We start from the raw sequence: 18,366 nt of genomic DNA, 5'->3' as shown, positions 1-18,366 counted from the left end.
TCTCCGTTGCGATAATCCACGCTATGCTGCAAGGGTTGTTTCGATTTTCAGGATAATCTATGCATCGTTCAGGTCTGACAGAGCTGGAAGTGGTGATGGCGGTGGTGCGGCGCGGCAGTTTTCGCGGTGCGGCGCAGGAGCTGGGGATGTCCGCCACGGCGGTAAGTAATGCCGTCGCCGGGCTGGAGAGCCGCCTTGAGACGCGACTTTTCAACCGCACCACCCGCAGCGTGGCGCTCACCGACGCCGGGCAGCGCTACGTGGCGCGTATCGGCCCCGCCCTGCAGGAGATCCGTCTCGCCAGCGAGGAGATCCACAGCGACACCGGGGAACCCGCCGGTACGCTACGGCTGAACGTGCCGAACCATATCGGCACGCTTTTTCTGGACCAGCTGCTGATCGACTACATGATCCGCTACCCGAAAATGCGCGTGGAAACGGTGAGTGAAGCAAGGATGATCGACATCGTTGCCGAAGGCTATGACGCGGGGATCCGCCTCGAAGAGTCCGTTCCGCAGGACATGATCGCCGTGCCGCTGACCGGTGAGATCCGCCAGCTCGTCACCGCCACGCCGGACTATTTCGCCCGTCACGGCATACCCGAGACGCCGGACGATCTGCTTTCACATCAGGGGATCGGTATGCGTATGGCTCACGGCGGGATCTACCGCTGGGAGCTGGCGCGTCGGGGGGAAACGTACGCCCTTGCCGTGCCGCCGCGCTTTGCGACGTCCGATCTTTTTGCCTCGATCCGCGCCGTGAAAGCGGGATTAGGGGTGGGATTTTTACCGGAACTCTATATTCGGGACGAGCTGAAAAGCGGGGAACTGGTGAGCGTCTTAAACGACTGGGCGCAGCCGTTTGCCGGGCTGCGCCTGTACTACCCCGGCCATCGCCACGTCCCGCCGGGACTGCGGGCGCTGGTGGCGATGATCCGCGAGCGCGGAATTATTCCAGGTTAGCCTTGTTCAGCCCGTACGCCGCGTCCAGCGCGCCGGGCGCCATGCGGGAGGTGATCCCCAGACGGTTCCAGGCGTTGATCGCCACGATGGCGAAGTTCAGCTCTGAAATCTCGACGTCCGAAAAGTGCTCCGCCACGCTGCGGTACAACGCATCGCTTACGCCGTGAACGCTAATCTGGGTTAGCGCTTCGGTGAAGGCCAGCGCCGCTTTTTCACGGGCGCTAAACAGCGGGGACTCGCGCCAGGCCGCCAGATGATACAGGCGCAGCTCGCGCTCGCCGGCGATTTTCGCCTCTTTTGAGTGCATATCCAGACAGAACGTACAGCCGTTCAGCTGCGACACGCGAATGTCGATCAGGTGCTTCAGCGCCGGGTCGATGGAGGTTTTTGCTACCTCCATGCTCAGGGCAGACAGCGCGTTGGCGAGGGCAGGTGTAACTTTATGGTGGTTAACGCGAGTGCTCATGGTCTTTCCTCTTTTTGTGCGGCATGTGCCGTGCGATGAGGCAAATCTACGCCGTTCATGACATAGTAAAAAGATACAAAAAGCGTGAAATGAGGTAGGACATGAAGCCGGGCTATCACGAGATTTATTCCCGCTACCGCGATAACATCATGCGCGGCGTGCTGAAGCCAGGCGACAGGGTGCCTGCCATCCGCGTGCTGGCGGAAGAGCTGAAGGTGGCGCGTAAAACCGTCGAAACGGCGTACGCCATTCTGACGGGCGAAGGGTATCTGGTGAGCCAGGGGGCGCGCGGCACGCGGGTTAACCCGGACTTACTGCTGCCGGATAAGACTGCCCCTGCGGAGCAGCCCACCGGGGCGCTTCCGGCCTCGCTCATTAGCCAGCGCGAGCGGGCCGGGTTTCTGCGTCCCGGCATCCCCGCCCTCGACAGCTTCCCGTATAAAAAATGGCTGCTGCTGGCGGGCCAGGCGACGCGGGCTATGCGACAGGAGGAGATGCTCAACCCGCCCGTTCTGGGCTGGTATCCGCTGCGCCAGGCCATCGCCAGCTACCTCAATATTTCACGCGGTTTATCCTGCACCGCTGAACAGGTGCTGATCACCAGTGGCTACAGCGGCAGCCTGCGGCTGATCCTCGACACCCTCGCCAGCCGCAGCGACAAGGTATTGTTTGAAGATCCGGGCTATTTTATGGGCCAGCAGCTGCTCAAGCGGATCGTGCCGCGCCTGCACACCGTGCCGGTCGATCGCTGCGGCATCGATACGGACTACCTGCTCCGTTACCATCGCGACGCACGTTTTGCCATCGTCACCCCGTCGCATCAGAGCCCGCTGGCGGTAACGCTCTCCCTGCCGCGCAAGCAGCAGCTGCTCGACTGGGCCAGCCAGAACGAGGCGTGGATTATCGAAGACGATTACGACGGGGAATTCCACTACACCCGCAAGGTGCTGCCGTCGCTGAAAAGCCTCGACCAGCACGACCGGGTGATTTTTATGGGCACCTTCAGTAAAACCATCATGCCGTCGCTGCGCATGGGCTACGTGGTGATGCCCGCCAGCACCGTTGGAGCCTTTACCGACTGCGCGGACATCACCACCAGCGGCCAGCCGGTGCTGACGCAAAAGATCCTCACCGCGTTTCTCAACGAAGGGCATTTTTTCCGTCATCTGAAAAAGATGCGCGCGCTGTATCAGACCCGCCGCGACTGGATGATTGCCGCCCTGCAGGAGGTGTATGGCGATCTGTTTTTCACCGAGCAAAACGACGGTGGGATGCATATCGTGGCGTTCCTGACCAAAGGAAGCCGTGACCGGGAAGTGGCGCGCTGCTGGCAGGAGCAGCAGCTGCAGGTCAATGCGCTCTCGGAGTGGTATCGCGGGTCGGGCAAACGCTACGGGCTGGTGATGGGCTATAACAACGTGCGCTCGTATGAAGAGGCGGTTGAGCTGCTGGAAAGGCCGAAGCGGCAGACGCTTGAGCTGTTGCGCTAAACATCGCCGGGTGCGGCTGCGCCTTACCCGGCCTGGGGTTTAAATATCATTGCGGGATAAACCAACGTCCTTCAGCTGCTCGTCGCTCATCTGGCTCAGGATGCGGCGGGTACGGTTGATGCGATACCAGTTGCAGATCGTTTTTCCGATCCAGACAAACACGACGAACGGACGTTTTGAACGATTCTCGTAAAATTCCATGATGCTCTCCTCACTGTGCCAGTGGGGTTATCATCCCTGAAATCCACCCGTGCAATACAGATGCAAAAACAGCTTTTGTTTAACATACAGATCCGCTAAAACAGTATCTGCATGCCAATTTTCGCAGCAATCTGTACTGGTTTTATAATCTGTATGGTGAAAACAAAGGATACAGCATGACGCGCTATCAACATCTCGCCAACCTTCTGGCAGAACGCATTCAACAAGGTCTGTATCGCAGCGGTGAACGTTTGCCGTCGGTGCGTGCGCTGAGCCAGGAGCACGGCGTGAGCATCAGCACCATACAGCAGGCCTACCAGATCCTCGAAAACCTCCAGTTGATAACCCCTCAGCCGCGCTCCGGCTATTTTGTCTCACCGCGAAAAGCCCAGCCGCCCGTCCCGGCGATGACGCGCCCGGTGCAGCGCCCCGTGGACGTTACCCAGTGGGATGAGGTGATGATGCTGCTGGACGCCCGCGCCGACAAAGAGATGATCTCCTTTGGCGGCGGTTCGCCGGACATTAACCAGCCGAGCCTGAAGCCCCTGTGGCGCGAGATGAGCCGCATCGCGCAGCATAACCCCGGCGAGATGCTGAGCTATGACGTGCTCGACGGACGCCTGGAGCTGCGCGAGCAGATCGCGCGCCTGATGCTGGACGGCGGCTCCACCGTCTCGGCAAGCGACATTGTGATTACCAACGGCTGCCACGGTGCGCTATCAATCGCCCTGCTCTCGGTATGCAAACCTGGAGATATCGTGGCGGTGGAATCGCCATCGTTTCACGGCACCATGCAGATGCTGCGCGGGTTTGATATCAAGGCGATTGAAATTCCTACCGACTCTGAAACCGGGATCAGCATCGAAGCGTTAGAGCTGGCGCTGGAGCAGTGGCCGATCAAAGCAGTGATTCTGGTGCCCAACTGCAATAACCCGCTCGGGTTTATCATGCCGGAGGCGCGGAAAAAACAGGTGCTGGCCCTCGCCCAGCGGCACGATATCGTGATTGTTGAGGATGACATTTACGGCGAGCTGGCGGCGGAGTACCCGCGCCCGCGCACCATTCATTCGATGGATATCGACGGACGCGTGATCCTCTGCAGCTCGTTTACCAAAACCGTGGCGCCGGGCCTGCGCGTCGGCTGGATTGTACCGGGACGCTACTACGACCGGGTGATGCACATGAAATACGCCGCCGGCGGGTTTAACGTGCCGGGCACGCAGATGGCGGTGGCGGCGTTTATTCGCGACGGTCATTACCATCGCCACGTGCGCCGCATGCGCCAGATTTATCAGCAGAATATGGAAACTTACACCTGCTGGGTACGGCAGTACTTTCCAGCAGAGATTTGCGTCACGCGCCCACAGGGCAGCTTCCTGCTGTGGATTGAGCTGCCGGAGAAGGTCGACATGGTGTGCGTCAGCAAGCAGCTGTGCCGGCTGAAGATCCAGGCCGCGGCCGGGTCGCTGTTTTCCGCCTCCGGGAAGTACCGCAACTGCCTGCGGATCAACGTGGCGCTGCCGCCGACGGAGAAAAATCGCGAGGCGCTGAAGAAGCTGGGTGAAGCGATTGTGATTGCGATGGAGGAGGGCTAGTGCGGCCTGATGCCCTCACCCCGCCCCTCTCCCACAGGGAGAGGGAGAAAATCGTGCCGCATTACTCGTCGAAGTACCAGTATCCCTGATTAATCAGCCCGGTGAGCTCTTCAACAAATGCCGGGTTTTTCAGCGCATCGCCCAGCTCGGCCTGGCCGAGTTCCGTATAGCGGCACAGCGCATCCGCCGCCTTCGCGTCTACCGTCTCCAGCTGTTCGCTGTTGATAAAGAAGCTGCCGTTGACGTTCAGCACGCGCAGGCCGCTCAGGCGGGACAGCGTTTCGCCGCCCTGCAGCGCGTCCAGCACCTCTTCCGGCGCGTACGGCGGCTCGGCGGCGGCGATATCCAGCTCGTGGCGCGGCGTGGAGACAAAGCTGCCGAACCATTTTGTGAAATCATCCGGCTTGCTGATCATCTCGATCATCATCTGGCGAATGCGATCGAGCTCGTACTGCTCAACGCGGCCCGGGTGTTCGCGGCAGGTCAGATCCGGATCGCTGTAGTGCTCGCCGCCCAGATCGTTCTCCAGCGTGTAATCGGCGAAGCTGCTGATCAGATCGCGGCCGTTTGGCCCGCGGAAGCCGACGGAGTAGTTAAGCGCCGTTTCATGGGTAAAGCCGTCGTGCGGGAATCCTGGCGGGATGTAGAGGATATCGCCCGGGGCCAGATCTTCGTCGATGATCGGCTCGAACGGATCGACATGCAGCAGCGCCGGATGCGGGCAGAACTGACGCATCGGCAGCTTGTCGCCCACGCGCCAGCGGCGGCTGCCCATCCCCTGAATGATGAAAACATCGTACTGATCGATATGCGGACCCACGCCGCCGCCGGGCACGGAGAAGGAGATCATCAGGTCGTCCAGACGCCAGTCCGGCAGAACGCGGAACGGACGCACCAGCTCCGCGGCGGGCATATGCCAGTGGTTCACCGCCTGCGCCAGCAGCGACCAGCCGGTTTCGCCCAGATCGTCGAAGTGCTCAAACGGACCGTTGCTGGCCTGCCATTTACCGTTGAAATGGCTTACCAGACGGCTATCGACCTCCGGCTCCATCGCCAGACCCGCCAGCTCGTCCGGTGTAATCGGATCGGCAAAATTCGGGAAGGCATTTTTCAGCACAACGGGTTGTTTTTGCCAGTATTTCTCAAGAAATTCCGGCCAGTTCAGGTTCAATTGATACGCCATGGGTAGCACCAGTGAGAAGGGAAACAGGCGCGATTATGGTGGAGGGCGTGGAGGGCTGCTTTGTCGTGGGTCAAGCGCAGATGATTTGCCTGCCACGCGCGTGTTGGCAATGATAAACCTAGTCATTAGGTGAAGTGGTATTAAAGTAAAACTTAAATGATAATTTTTCCTGAACCTTTTCCCCTGTCCGATGTTTACTTTTACTCAAAACATCTTACCTCTTAAAACTGGTAGTTTTTTAATTTTAAGAACAAGATTAGTATTAGAGATTGTCATTTTTTATATTTAGCTCTAAGCTATTTTCTTTTGCATACCTGGCTCATTAAAGGCAATGATTAGAATCACAAGGACCGTTGAGAGCGAACATTGCTTACAAGAATATATTTCAACGTTTTCTGTCGTAAATAATCTTATTGACCGACACCTTTCTAAAACTTATCTAAATCTTTTTGCCCGCCCTCAGCAGGCTGAAGATGGTGCGGTTGAATGGTATAGCGAAATAAATGGTAAACCCCAACGCTTTAACGCTTTAAACGTCGTTGAGCGAGACAAAATCGCCATACTCCTCTCACAAAAGCTGGCGGCACTCACTCAACTTCATCAAACACTCTCGACTAGCGCGCAGACTTCTCCCGAAACACTGCAGTTACTGGCAAAAATAGCCAGACAGCCCTCACCAGAAAGAATATGGATCGTTGACGGTCAGCCTGTAATCACAGGCTGGGACATCATGCCGGCAACTAAGTTGCCGGCAGAACAGCTGCCTAAAAAGCGTGGGTGGTTATGGCTGGGGCTTTTAGCGCTGGCTCTGCTTCTGGCTCTTGTTCTCCTGCGCGGCTGCTGGCCGACTGTCAAAGTAGTCACTCCTGCCGTTTCTCCCGTCCAGCCAGCCCCTGAGCATCAGGTCAAAATGCTCTGCCCGGCACAGCGGACAAAACAGCAGGCACCTGAAATGGTTATTATTTTTGATGCTTCTGGCTCTATGGCCATGAGCATGGATGCCACACCAGAAGAGATAATGCGGTGGATGCAGGATAAACCTGTACCCGGTATCGATCGTGAACCTCGCCGCATTACGCTCGCGCATCAATCCGCTAAACACATTATCGATGACGTGCCAAATGACATGGACATTAGCCTTATTGCCGCAGCTAACTGCCACCAGGTGAGCGCAACTCCGGCTTTCCTGCCGGAACAACGCGCTGAGCTAAAAAAGTTAATTGATAAAATCCAGCCGGTGGGTAAAACCGCTCTGGCAGAGGCGTTAGAAGAGGCGGGGAAACGAGTTAATGGCGTTGACCGTGATGCCATAATTCTACTGGTGACGGATGGGGAAGAGACATGCGGAGGCTCGCCTTGCGATGTCGCGCTTGAGCTAAAAAAACGTAAGCCCCGATTACAGGTCAATGTTGTCGATATCATGAATACCGGCGCCGGAAACTGTATTGCCAGCAATACAGGTGGAAAGGTATTTGCTGTCAATAATACGCAGGAATTTAATAAGATGATGAACAACGCCGTGAAGGAATATATACCGCAGGGTTGTGACTAACACATTAGAGAAAATGAATACATTGCCAGAAATATAGTTTCACAGCGAAACTTTTTTTGCGGTAATCGGATATGCGCACGTCCCAATAATAAGTTTAGTTTAGGTCTAAACGTTTTCGGCCACTTGCCGATAATACTCAATATTTTGTTGCCACAAACAAATGACGCAGATTACCAGGCGTATTTGCGGCGTCCTTTTCCACAGTGGAACCAGCTTTCACTTGTTCGTTTAACAGCAAAGGCATGCAGCGTGAAAGAAATTTTTCTATGCAGTGACAAGCTCGATAAATATCAGTCGATGGGTGAGAATGGACAGGCAGTATATATTTCCGCATTACAGCTGCGTGAAACCCTACGACTTAGAAAACAAACGGCGGTTGCTGACACTTTAGCCATCCCGCAAATCAGCGAGCATGGCGATCGAATCGACTGGTATGCCCCGCTGGCCGGTGACGTTATTCCATGGACGGCCGCAACGGAAGCTGAGCGCCAGGCCGCGCTCGCGCAACTCGAAACAACCCATGCAGCGTTTCGCCAGATAAGTAATGAATTTGCCCAAAGCCAGCAGCCGGAACGCCGGCTCTTTGGGAAATTACTTGAAAAAGCGATGCAATTCCCCGATCAGCAGCACGTGTGGCTGGTAGGTGGAAAGCCGGTCATCAGTTTTTGGGGATTTGTGAACGCCACTAACCAGGCCCGCATCGAGCCGCTAGACTGTTTGCGTCCAATATCTACAGCCTTGCCTCCGCAATCAGCAAGTATTGAACCGGTGATACCAGAACGCACCTTTACGCATCAAAGGCCCGCCAAAAGACGCTGGTGGTTGCTCTTACCCGCATGGTTGCGTTGGCTACTGCCGCTACTTCTGTTACTCCTTTTAGCGCTACTGTTCTTACGGGGTTGCATGCCAGGCATAACGATCCCTGGTATTTCATCTTCTGTATCCGCTTTGCCCGCGCCCCACCTTCCAACAGCCGAATCTCTTGCGCCGTCGTCAAGGGCCATCATCAGCACAACAACGTCTAAGGCGAACCTGCATTCGACAACGGGCAGTGAGATTTTAAGCGCCACGGGCACTTCACTCACAACGTCACAAGAGCAATCAGCATTACAAACGCCGTCACAAAGTGCAGCAGCAACGGCATCTGCTGTGGATCCTGCGTCAGCCACGAATAGCCCTCATCCCGGCGGAACAGCACCTGCTCTCGAAGCGCCATCAGCCAATACCTCAGCTGGTGCTAAAGTCCCGTTGACCCTGCCCGCATCTTCACTGGCACAAGGAAATACCCGTTTTCTGGACGGGAACTGGCACGCAGGGGCTGGTATTCAGGATCAACGCACAGGAAAGCCCCTTAGTCTGAGTTACCAAATCAATGACGGTAAGGGCGAAGTACAGATGATCCGTGGCGACGGTGTGACCTGTCGTGGCGCGGTCAATGCGGCCATTCAGTCAGGTCATCTCGCCATTAACAATCAGGGAGAAGCACAGTGCTCCGATGGCTCACGCTACCAAATGCCAGAAATTCTGTGTGCTCCCGGCGCGCAAAACATTGCGAATTGCAAAGGCCGTTACGACGCCAAAACACTTTTCCCTATTTCGATGAAGCAGGAGGCAAGTCAGTAAATGCTCGCTGAACTCACTGATTTTAAAAAACAGGTCAAACTTATTCGCGACAGCGGGATCCAGTTCCTTGATTTCGCCTTTACCCTGCCAACGCGTAAAGAATATGGAGAATTTCTTCGTCAACAGGGTGACGAGGCTATTATGCGGCTTATCTATAATGAGAGGGAAGATAAGCTGCAGCTCCCTCTGCCTGACAGCGAACCTCCTCGCTACGCAGACTCCGACTACACATTGACGACCGAAGAGTCGCTACGCCTCTATCGCGGCCTCTGGTTACCGCTGCCATTTTTCCGCTTCAACCCGCCACGAGCCTTTGCTCACGGGCCCTATAACTGGTCACGCGTCCAGTTCCATGAGCTGCCTGAGCCGGATGAAAAGGGTAATACCTGGCGCGCTACTCTGATTTTTGATACCAAAATTTTCCCGGATCGCGAGAATACGCAGTATCTCGCACCGGGCGAGGATGATATCCGTTCAGGTGCGGGATTTGCTCTGGCACGCCATCCTCACGAGATGAGGGAGTTTCTCTCACTGCCATGGGTGGATGAATGGCTACGGGAAGTTTTCAGTACTCAGGCTCGCGAAGTATTACGCCAACATATTGATGACATTGATGAAAAACTGCTGCAGAAGGAACATCAGGCGCATTATCTTAACCTGCTGCATGTCCTGGCGACGACGATTGTCGTTCCTGAAGTACAGGTCAATGACGTAAAAATCCGGGACTCAGCGATACCTGTAGACCTCGTGCTGGACATTGGTAACTCACGTAGCTGCGGCATCTTGATCGAAGAACATCGTGACGACAATAAAGGGCTTTCTCAACTTTATCAGCTTCAGCTCCGCGATTTGAGCCAACCGCAATTTGTTTATAACGAGCCTTTTGACAGCCGTCTCGAGTTTGCCCAGGCCGAATTCGGCAAGCAGGATTTCTCGCTAAAAAGCGGGCGCAGCGATGCCTTCACATGGCCAACCATTGGACGCGTCGGCGGAGAAGCCTTCAGAATGGCGGCTCAACGCCTGGGTACCGAGGGCTCAACAGGGATCTCCAGCCCTAAACGCTACCTCTGGGACGATCAACCCTATTCACCGGGATGGCGCTTTAGCCAGGCCTTCGTGAAAAGTGACAGAGAGCCGTTAGCCACTGCAGCACCGCTGCTGTATATAGTCAACGATCAGGGGAAATTGCTCATTCGCCTGAAAAATGAAGAAGACCGTATGCCCGTCTTCACGCCGGTATACAGTCGTAGCTCGCTGATGACGATGATGTTGTCAGAGGTATTAAGCCAGGCTCTCATGCAAATCAACAGCCCTTCACAGCGGCTGAAGATGAACCACGCCAGTACACCGCGTCGTTTACGAAATGTCATTATGACTGTCCCTCCGGCGATGCCAAAGCCTGAGCGCGCTATCTTTGAGGAGAGCATGCATGACGCTATCCGCATGGTCTGGAAAGCGCTCGGCTGGGAAGAGATGGATTATGAAGGCGATGACCCGCAGTGCTTGAAGTACGCCCATCCTGGCGTACACGTGAAGTGGGACGAAGCCACCTGTGGGCAGTTGGTATATCTCTATAACGAAACGCAGAACTACTTTGGCGGTCGCACGGACGAATTTTTTGCAGCTACTCGCCGTCCCGATACTCAAAAAGACACCAGCGATACACGCTCATTAAAAATCGCGTCGATTGACATTGGCGGAGGAACGACCGACCTCGTCATTTCTCGCTACACGCTGGATGAAGGCCAGGGCATTAACGTCCGAATTACCCCGAAACAGCTTTTCCGTGAAGGGTTTAAGGTAGCAGGCGACGACATACTGCTGGATGTTATACGGCTTTTCCTCCAGCCAGCAGTAAAAGCGGCCATGACCAAAGTCGGCCACAGCGATCTTGCAGCCGAATCAATGATGTCACAACTCTTCGGTAGTGAATCTATCGAAGCCGGAAAACAGGTATTACGTCAGCAGCTTACATTGCAGATCTTCGCGCCTCTGGCGTTATCTATTTTGCATCGCTATGAAGAGTACTCCCCGGAAAATGGGCGGGAGATACTGAATTACACCTTCCGTGAGCTACTTGCCGATAATCTTCCAACCGAGAAAGTACAGGATTACGTAAACGACGTTGCCCGTTCCGGACAGCTTGCGAGCGAAGTACCGTTCTCCATTCTGGATGTACCGCTGGAATTGGATCTTGCGCGTCTGCACAATGAATTTATCGACCCTCGCAGCGGGCGAATGAACATTTGCCACAGCCTGCGCGCGTTGTGCGAAGTGCTTTGGCACTACAACTGCGATGTATTACTTTTAACCGGTCGTCCATCTCGCCTGCCGGGAATTCAAGCGCTCATTCGCCAGCTTCAACCTGTTCCCCCTTTTCGCGTACTGCCACTCCACGGTTATGAAACCGGTGGCTGGTATCCGTTTAACAAGAAAGGATGCATTGACGATCCGAAATCGACAGCCGTTGTGGGGGCGATGCTCTGCCTGTTAGCGGAGAAATCCAGACTCAACAACTTCTTCTTCCGCACTGCGAACTTTAAGCCTTATTCAACCATCCGCTATGTCGGGATGCTTGATGGAAACAATGTGATTAAAGACAGCAATGTCGCCTATCGAGATGTTGATTTGGACTCCGCTGATTTCCAGTTACCCGAAGGGAAAGGCTTTGAAGCACGGGGGGAAGTGCGTATCGGTTTCCGCCAGCTTGATAACGAACGCTGGCCATCGACCGCACTTTATACCCTAAAAATTACCAGTGCGAACCTGGCAAGCGAGCTGTCGGGTGATGCTGTAATAAGCATCGGTTTAACCGCAGAACAGGGACGTGGACGTAGTAGCGAAGAACCGGTCAGTCCGGAGCGCTTCCAGATTGGCTCGATGGAAATGGAAAACGCACAGCGCGGTTATGGCCGTAGAGATGTTGCATTCCAGTTGAACACAATGGTCGGTAACGGGCTGAGTGAAACCCATTACTGGCTGGATAGCGGGAGTATTAAAAGCTAATGAGCACTATTCATCCCAACACCATTATCCAGGGCTGGAATGGCGTCGAACAAGGTGCAGGCCGGGCCATTGATTGGATCGCTAGCGTTCGTCAGGACGCGCCGCGCCTGAACACTGAAGCCGATCGCCTGACCATGAACTTGCGCCGCAGCCGTAACAAAGCACGCAGGCTGGCGCAGGCCGCAGCGAAACCGATGACAATCGGCTTCTTTGGCTTGTCGCAGGCAGGCAAATCGTATCTCATTTCCGCGCTGGCTGCGGGTGAAAACGGAAAGCTGGAAACACGCCTCGGCGGCAATCAGCTCGATTTTCTGACCCACATCAACCCGCCTGGCGGCGGCAAAGAGGCGACGGGTCTTGTTACCCGGTTTAGCCGCAGTGATCAGAGCACGGACGAACGCTGGCCTGTCACTTTACAGCTCTTCAACGAAGTGGAAATGGGGAAGATCCTCGCCAACGCATTCATCCATGACTTCAACCAGGAAAAATTTGACTGGCAGTTCGATGAAAAACGTATCAGCGATCTGTTAACGTCCCTGTCGAAACGACGCCTGACCTCCCGCAGCCCTGGCGTGACCGAAGATGACGTAGTTTCTTTTTGGGATTACCTCATCCGCCATTCTGAGAAAACGCAAAGCCGTTTTGCCCTGACCTACTGGCCACAGGCAGTAAGCCTCGCACCATGGCTTTCTGTTGAAGATCGCGGCCAGCTTTTCTCCGTTTTATGGGGCGAAGTACCAGAACTAACCAATGCCTATATCCGTTTTGCCAACACGCTACAGCGTCTCGGTGGAGTGCAGGAGCTGCGTGCCCCACTGAGCACGCTGGTTCGTAACGAAAACGGCATGCTTCTCCAGCGGGATAGCATCATGAACGTCGATATGCTGGAGCGGCTGAATACCCCGTCAGATCAGACTATTGAAGTCTGTCCTGTGGTAAATGGGCAAACGGGTGCGTCTATTTCGCTATCGCTGGCAGAGCTCACCGCGCTTACCGTTGAATTGCATATCCCGTTAATGGCTCCGCCTCGCGAAACAATCTTCGAAGCCGTCGACTTGCTTGATTTCCCGGGTTATCGCGGCCGTCTGGCGGTGGAGTCCATGGGTGATGTCACCCGCGAGGTTAAAAATGCAGAGAGCAACCCGCTAGCGCAGTTAATTTTGCGCGGAAAAGTGGCCTATCTTTTTGAACGTTATACCGAAAACCAGGAGATGAATGTCCTGGTGGTGTGTACGGCCTCAACAAAACAGTCTGATGTCAAAGAAGTGGGCGGCGTGCTGGACGAGTGGATCCGTTACACCCAGGGCGCCGATGCCGACGCGCGTGGTCGTCGCTTACCTGGCCTTGTCTGGGCATTAACCATGTTTGATCTGCGCATTAGCCAAAACCTTTCCCATGACGAAGCACTTCTTCGCCAGTCCTGGGGGCTTGGCGGGATGATCAAAATGGCGATGACAGAGCGTTTTGGCCAGTACAAATGGATGCAGGAATGGAGCCAGGGTCAGGCGTTCAATAACACGTTCCTGGTGCGCAAACCGCGCCAGCAAACGCCCTTTATCCGCATGAACGCAGGTAGTGAAGCGGCTTTCAACGACGACAATGGCGGGCAGCTTGCACTGATGCGGAAAACCTTCCTTGAAGATGAAGCTGTCGCTCGCTACATCGCGAACCCTGCTGAAGCCTGGGATGCGATGCTCACCCTCAACGACGGTGGTATGCGCCGAATGGCCGATTATCTGGCCCGCGTCGCCCGCCCTGAACTGAAACTGGAGCGGATCGCAGAACAGCTCGACGAGATCCGCCACGAACTGGTCGAAGGGGGACTGGGGAACTGGTACCAACCGGACGGCGAAGAAGAGCTGTCCAGAAAATCCCGAATTGCGCAAGAGATCCTTGCCACCCTGAAAAAACGCAGCGGCATGCACGGCGAACTGCTGGCGCGGTTGGTTCCGGCACGCCGCGATCTCCATGCACTTTACATGCAGCAAACGACCCTGTCTGCGCCTGAAGCAGAAGAAGATGCAGGATTCTTTGATATCGGTGTGGAAGATGCTTTCGAAAGCAGCGCAACTGCGGTGACGACGCACAGCCATGAGGTCGCTTTCGCGCACCAGAGCGTTCAGCTCTGGATTAACCATCTGCGCGGCCTGCCTGAAACCGCCGCCATGCTCAACTACATCAGTCTTCCGCGCCCGATTGCCGAAGCGCTGGTAGACGAATTGATCACGGGGTTATTGCGTTCACGTGTCGAGGACGCGCTGGTCAATGCAATGAAAAATACCGAGCAGGCTGGCGTTCGTCGTGAACGTATGGTCGAGCGTCAGGTTTCACGCGTGCTTCACGTGATGAGCGATTTCATCACCTGGCTGGGCTATCAAAATATGCCGGAATCGAAACGCCCGGCCCGTCTCAACCAGCCCGAACAGCCGATCTTTACCCGTCCACCAACGTGCGACAGTGTGGTCTGGAAAGGTGATGAACGCCTGGCACGCCTGACGCCGCAACAGCTGAACTACAGTGCCTTCTTTATCATCGACTGGCTGGTTGGCCTGGAAGCACTCATTACCGAAAACGCAGGTCATTCTGCCGGACGCGAGATTAGCGTCGCGCAGAACGAAAATCTGGGCGTCATTCTCCGCCAGATTAAATCGGCAAAGGAGTAACTGGACGTGATCAAACCTGAACTTAAGACGCTGACCCCTATACAACCAGGATTCGCATTACTCTTGTTGAAAGGCTGGAAAGGCGATGCCGAGGGCGTCACAATCTCGGTAGTACGTAATCAGGATCGTCTGTATCTGGACAGCCACGGTGATTGGGTCAGTGGCGAGATTTTTCTCGCCCTCCCTCCACTGATACAAAATGAGGAGACGCCCTGCGTTCAGGTCGGCCCTTCTCTGATCGATCCACTACTCGCTAACCGCCAGGCGGCCTATCGCATCACCATCAAAGATGGAAGTAATAAGGATATGGGGATTCTGACCATCGCTGAAGGGCTACTTAGCTCCCAGGCCGGTGGTGAAAACCCACTTCCGGAAAATATACAGACGCTGAATGATACCCCCATCGTGCAGCCGATGTCCGTTCAAGAACCGGAACCTGTCGTTTTAGAACCTGTCGCAGAAAAGCCTGTATCTCAACAGCCGCAGAAGCCGAAAAGCAAGCTGCCGTTATTTGCGGGATTAGCCATTCTATTGCTCCTGCTGGCCGCTGCTGGGTGGTGGTTTACCCGTAAGCCAGAGCCTGCAATTCCAGCGGCACCTCCCGCACCCGTCGCGAAAACTACCGGGCCGTGTGGTGATGAACAAATGGCGAGCGGCAATGAAATGGCGTTCGTTAAAGGGTGCCTGCGTAGCCAGCCAAGTAGTGCACAACTGCTGGACGTCATCGCAAAAGCGAAAGCGGCAAAACATTGCGATATCGCTCAGCGCCTTTACGCCTATAAAGCCCAGTCCGGCGATACGCAGATGGCCGTTCGTTATGCACAAGAATATGACCCTAAAACCGCAAAACCAGGGGGATGCTTCAATCCTGACGCAGAGACAGCGGCGTATTGGTATGAGTCGGTTGTAAATCAGGATCCGCAGAATAACGAGGCCAAAGCCCGTTTAGCTGAGCTGAAGAAATAGGATAAATAATGAAATACATGCATTGGTTCAGTAGCCTGGTGTGTGCCGCAACGCTGGCATCCCCCGTCTGTGCCGCGGGTAAACAGCCGCTTTTGCAGGAAGGTAAACATGCGTTATTCCAGCGGGTACTGACTTACCCAGGCTGCCAGCTGTCCGCCAAAGCAGGTGAAGCAGGTAAAGAGCAGCCGGCCTTTAGTCGATTCTATGTTTACCAAAGGACAACGCAGGGTCAGGACACGTGGCTGCAGGTTGGGCCGGACAGCTTTGGTCATACCGCTGGCTGGATGAAATCCTCCTGCACCGTTGACTGGAAAATGCAGCTGACGCTGGCGTTTACCAATCCTGCTGGCCGTCACCCGATGCTGTTCTTTAAAGAGAAATCCGACGTTGAGTCTCTTCTGAACAGCAAAAACCCTGCGGCAACATTGCAACCAATGCTCAACAGTTTGAGCAGCCATAAACCGGTCCCGCAGGTTCTGGCACGCGAGCCTGATTACATGGTGGATCAGTTAAAAAACTTTTATCTCTTACCTGTTCTTGGCTCAGATGATGTGTTTACCGATACCGGCTTCCAGGTACGTGTACTCAACGTTGCCTCCGTCAGCGAAAAGTCGCCCGCAAAAAAGGCCGCGTCCGCTGCTGATGAAAAGAACATGATGAAAGGGTTCTCCGCCTCGGTTGTCTTTGTGATCGACTCCACCATCTCGATGGGGCCGTATATCGATCGCACCAAAGAGGCGATCGATAAGATCTACAAAAGGATCGAGAAGGAACACTTACAGGATCAGGTCAAGTTTGGCCTGGTAGCTTTTCGCTCCAGCGTGAAAGCGGTTCCGGGTCTTGAATACGACAGCAAGATGTATGTCGACCCCAATACCGTTAAAGATGGTAAAGACTTCCTCGCTAAAGTACATGACCTGAAGCAGGCTACCGTTTCCAGCAGCAAGGTTGATGAAGATGCTTACGGCGGGGTCATGACAGCGCTGGACAAAGTGGACTGGACGCAGTTTGGCGCCCGCTACGTTGTACTGATTACTGACGCAGGCGCGCTTGATGGCACAGATAAGCTCTCGTCAACCCATCTGGATGCCGCCCAGGTGCGTCAGGAAGCCGCCTATCGTGGCGTTGCGCTGTATGCGTTACATCTGAAAACCTCTGATGGTAAGAAAAATCACAGTTCTGCTGAAGCCCAGTATCAGGAGCTGACGTTAAATCCATTCCTGCATAAACCGCTCTACTATCCTATTGATTCAGGTGATGTAAATAGCTTCGGTAGTATGGTCGATAAGCTGGCGAATGCCATTACCGGCCAGATTAAAACAGCCTGGAGCGGCGAAGAAACGGCGGGGAGTGCGCTGGGGGCAAGCCCTAAATATGCCGGTAAGAAAGAAGATCCCCTGCTCAGTGATGCCGACAAGTTAAGTAAGGCAATGCGTCTTGCCTATCTGGGTGAAAAGCAAGGCACCACGGCACCACCGGTATTCAAGTCATGGATAAGCGACCGCGATCTGATTGACCAAAACATCCCGGCGACCGAGGTGCGCGTACTGCTCACGAAAAGCGAGCTCAGCGATCTGAGCGATGTCATGAAGAAGATCGTCAATGCCGCCAATGAGGGGATGATTTCTCCGGATGACATGTTTGCCAGCCTGCGTTCTCTGGCGGCAACCATGGGCAACGATCCAAACCAGGCGAAAGGGAAAAATGCGACCCGCCTCGGAGAGATGGGACTGCTCGGTGAATATATCGAGAGCTTACCTTACCTCAGTGAAGTATTGAGCCTGGATGAAGAAACCTGGAAAAGCTGGGATGGCCTTGAGCAGGAGCGTTTTATCCGCAGGCTGAACACCAAGCTTAATTACTATCAACGCTACAACCAGGATGTAGACCGTTGGGTGGCATTAGCGCCCGATAGCGACCCACGCGATAACGTTTATCCGGTACCTCTGGAGAACCTGCCCTGATGTTGAGGATCCGCGATATGGAGATCAGCCGGGGCGGGACGCATGGCTATAGCGTCGCCCTCCCGCACCTCTCGTTGAAAAAGGGAGAGGTGGTCGCTCTAACCGGGCCTAGCGGGTGCGGTAAAAGCACGCTTCTGGAGATGATAGGGGCGATCCTCCGCCCAGCGCATCTTGCCGAGTACCGGCTCGCCGGTCGCGATATTTCAATACCGCTCATGGCTGAAAACGAGCCTGCCCTGGCCGCGCTTCGCGCACGCGAGCTTGGGTTTATGCTACAGCACGGCGGCTTGTTGCCCTGGTTATCCGTGATAGAAAACATCACTCTGGTTCGCAGGCTGGCAGGACTTAGCCTACAGTCAGCCTGGCTCGATAAGGCCATCGACACCCTGGGCGTGCGGCCGCTGCTGACAAGAATGCCTTCCCGGCTTTCTATCGGCGAGCGCCAGCGCGTTGCCTTCATCCGTGCGATTGCCCACCAGCCACGCTTACTCCTTGCCGATGAACCGACTGCGGCGCTGGATCCTGATAATGCAGACCGGCTGTTTGACCTGATGATCGGTTTGGTGCGCTCACTGGATATGGCAGCCATTATTGTGAGCCACGACTGGCAGCGCGTGACGCATTTTGGGATTGACCGATATCAGGCCGTGACCGGAGAGGGAAAAAGTGTCTTCTTACCCAGCTGAAATGCCAGC

Annotated in this window: 13 protein-coding genes; 10 read left to right on the top strand and 3 right to left on the bottom strand. The window is 55.0% G+C overall.

Annotated features, from left to right (window positions below; translation table 11 throughout):
- Window positions 1-59 precede the first annotated feature (59 nt).
- Window positions 60-962: a LysR family transcriptional regulator gene (locus PUP35_RS02705; protein WP_115876554.1), complete on the top strand. Its 903-nt coding sequence runs from the start codon at window positions 60-62 to the stop codon at window positions 960-962.
- Here PUP35_RS02705 and PUP35_RS02700 read toward each other — a convergent pair.
- On the bottom strand, window positions 949-1,428 hold the full coding sequence (locus tag PUP35_RS02700) for a carboxymuconolactone decarboxylase family protein (protein ID WP_127729473.1): 480 nt from the start codon (window positions 1,426-1,428) through the stop codon (window positions 949-951). The two genes, PUP35_RS02705 and PUP35_RS02700, sit on opposite strands and share 14 nt — an antisense overlap.
- Before the next feature lie 101 nt (window positions 1,429-1,529).
- Between PUP35_RS02700 and pdxR the strand changes: the two genes are divergently transcribed.
- The gene (pdxR, locus tag PUP35_RS02695; RefSeq protein ID WP_274241895.1) at window positions 1,530-2,918 is read left to right on the top strand and encodes a MocR-like pyridoxine biosynthesis transcription factor PdxR; all 1,389 of its coding nucleotides are present in this window, start codon (window positions 1,530-1,532) and stop codon (window positions 2,916-2,918) included.
- A 39-nt stretch (window positions 2,919-2,957) separates the two neighbouring features.
- Here pdxR and PUP35_RS02690 read toward each other — a convergent pair whose 3' ends face one another.
- On the bottom strand, window positions 2,958-3,119 hold the full coding sequence (locus tag PUP35_RS02690; RefSeq protein WP_045357378.1) for a DUF1127 domain-containing protein: 162 nt from the start codon (window positions 3,117-3,119) through the stop codon (window positions 2,958-2,960).
- A gap of 176 nt (window positions 3,120-3,295) precedes the next feature.
- Here PUP35_RS02690 and PUP35_RS02685 point away from each other — a divergent pair, with 176 nt between their 5' ends.
- A complete protein-coding gene (locus tag PUP35_RS02685; RefSeq protein ID WP_133293710.1) occupies window positions 3,296-4,714 on the top strand; it encodes an aminotransferase-like domain-containing protein in 1,419 nt (472 codons plus the stop codon).
- Window positions 4,715-4,775: 61 nt separating this feature from the next.
- On the opposite strand, the gene PUP35_RS02680 is transcribed toward PUP35_RS02685, so the two are convergent.
- Complete coding sequence (locus PUP35_RS02680) at window positions 4,776-5,897, bottom strand: ribosomal protein uL16 3-hydroxylase (RefSeq protein ID WP_274241894.1); 1,122 nt, start codon at window positions 5,895-5,897, stop codon at window positions 4,776-4,778.
- A 331-nt stretch (window positions 5,898-6,228) separates the two neighbouring features.
- Between PUP35_RS02680 and PUP35_RS02675 the strand changes: the two genes are divergently transcribed.
- The 7 genes from PUP35_RS02675 (at window position 6,229) to PUP35_RS02645 (ending at window position 18,357) form a co-directional block, all read left to right on the top strand.
- On the top strand, window positions 6,229-7,449 hold the full coding sequence (locus PUP35_RS02675; RefSeq protein WP_127729467.1) for a VWA domain-containing protein: 1,221 nt from the start codon (window positions 6,229-6,231) through the stop codon (window positions 7,447-7,449).
- A 249-nt stretch (window positions 7,450-7,698) separates the two neighbouring features.
- On the top strand, window positions 7,699-9,072 hold the full coding sequence (locus tag PUP35_RS02670) for an SrfA family protein (protein WP_274241893.1): 1,374 nt from the start codon (window positions 7,699-7,701) through the stop codon (window positions 9,070-9,072).
- Entirely contained in the window at window positions 9,073-12,078 is a 3,006-nt protein-coding gene (locus tag PUP35_RS02665) for a virulence factor SrfB (protein ID WP_274241892.1), read from the top strand. It abuts the gene before it with no gap.
- Window positions 12,078-14,741: a putative virulence factor gene (locus PUP35_RS02660; protein WP_133293706.1), complete on the top strand. Its 2,664-nt coding sequence runs from the start codon at window positions 12,078-12,080 to the stop codon at window positions 14,739-14,741. The genes PUP35_RS02665 and PUP35_RS02660 overlap by 1 nt, the downstream gene beginning before the upstream one ends.
- 6 nt (window positions 14,742-14,747) lie before the next feature.
- A complete protein-coding gene (locus PUP35_RS02655; protein WP_127729462.1) occupies window positions 14,748-15,707 on the top strand; it encodes a hypothetical protein in 960 nt (319 codons plus the stop codon).
- 8 nt (window positions 15,708-15,715) lie between these two features.
- Window positions 15,716-17,671 (top strand): vWA domain-containing protein, encoded by a 1,956-nt coding sequence (locus PUP35_RS02650; protein ID WP_133293705.1) that lies wholly within the window; start codon window positions 15,716-15,718, stop codon window positions 17,669-17,671.
- Window positions 17,671-18,357: an ABC transporter ATP-binding protein gene (locus PUP35_RS02645; protein WP_274241891.1), complete on the top strand. Its 687-nt coding sequence runs from the start codon at window positions 17,671-17,673 to the stop codon at window positions 18,355-18,357. The genes PUP35_RS02650 and PUP35_RS02645 overlap by 1 nt, the downstream gene beginning before the upstream one ends.
- The last annotated feature ends 9 nt before the right edge of the window (window positions 18,358-18,366 follow it).

This window comes from Enterobacter sp. S-33 (assembly GCF_028735835.1).
In the GTDB taxonomy this organism is placed as follows: domain Bacteria; phylum Pseudomonadota; class Gammaproteobacteria; order Enterobacterales; family Enterobacteriaceae; genus Enterobacter; species Enterobacter vonholyi.
This window is presented reverse-complemented; position numbering and strand designations above follow the sequence as displayed.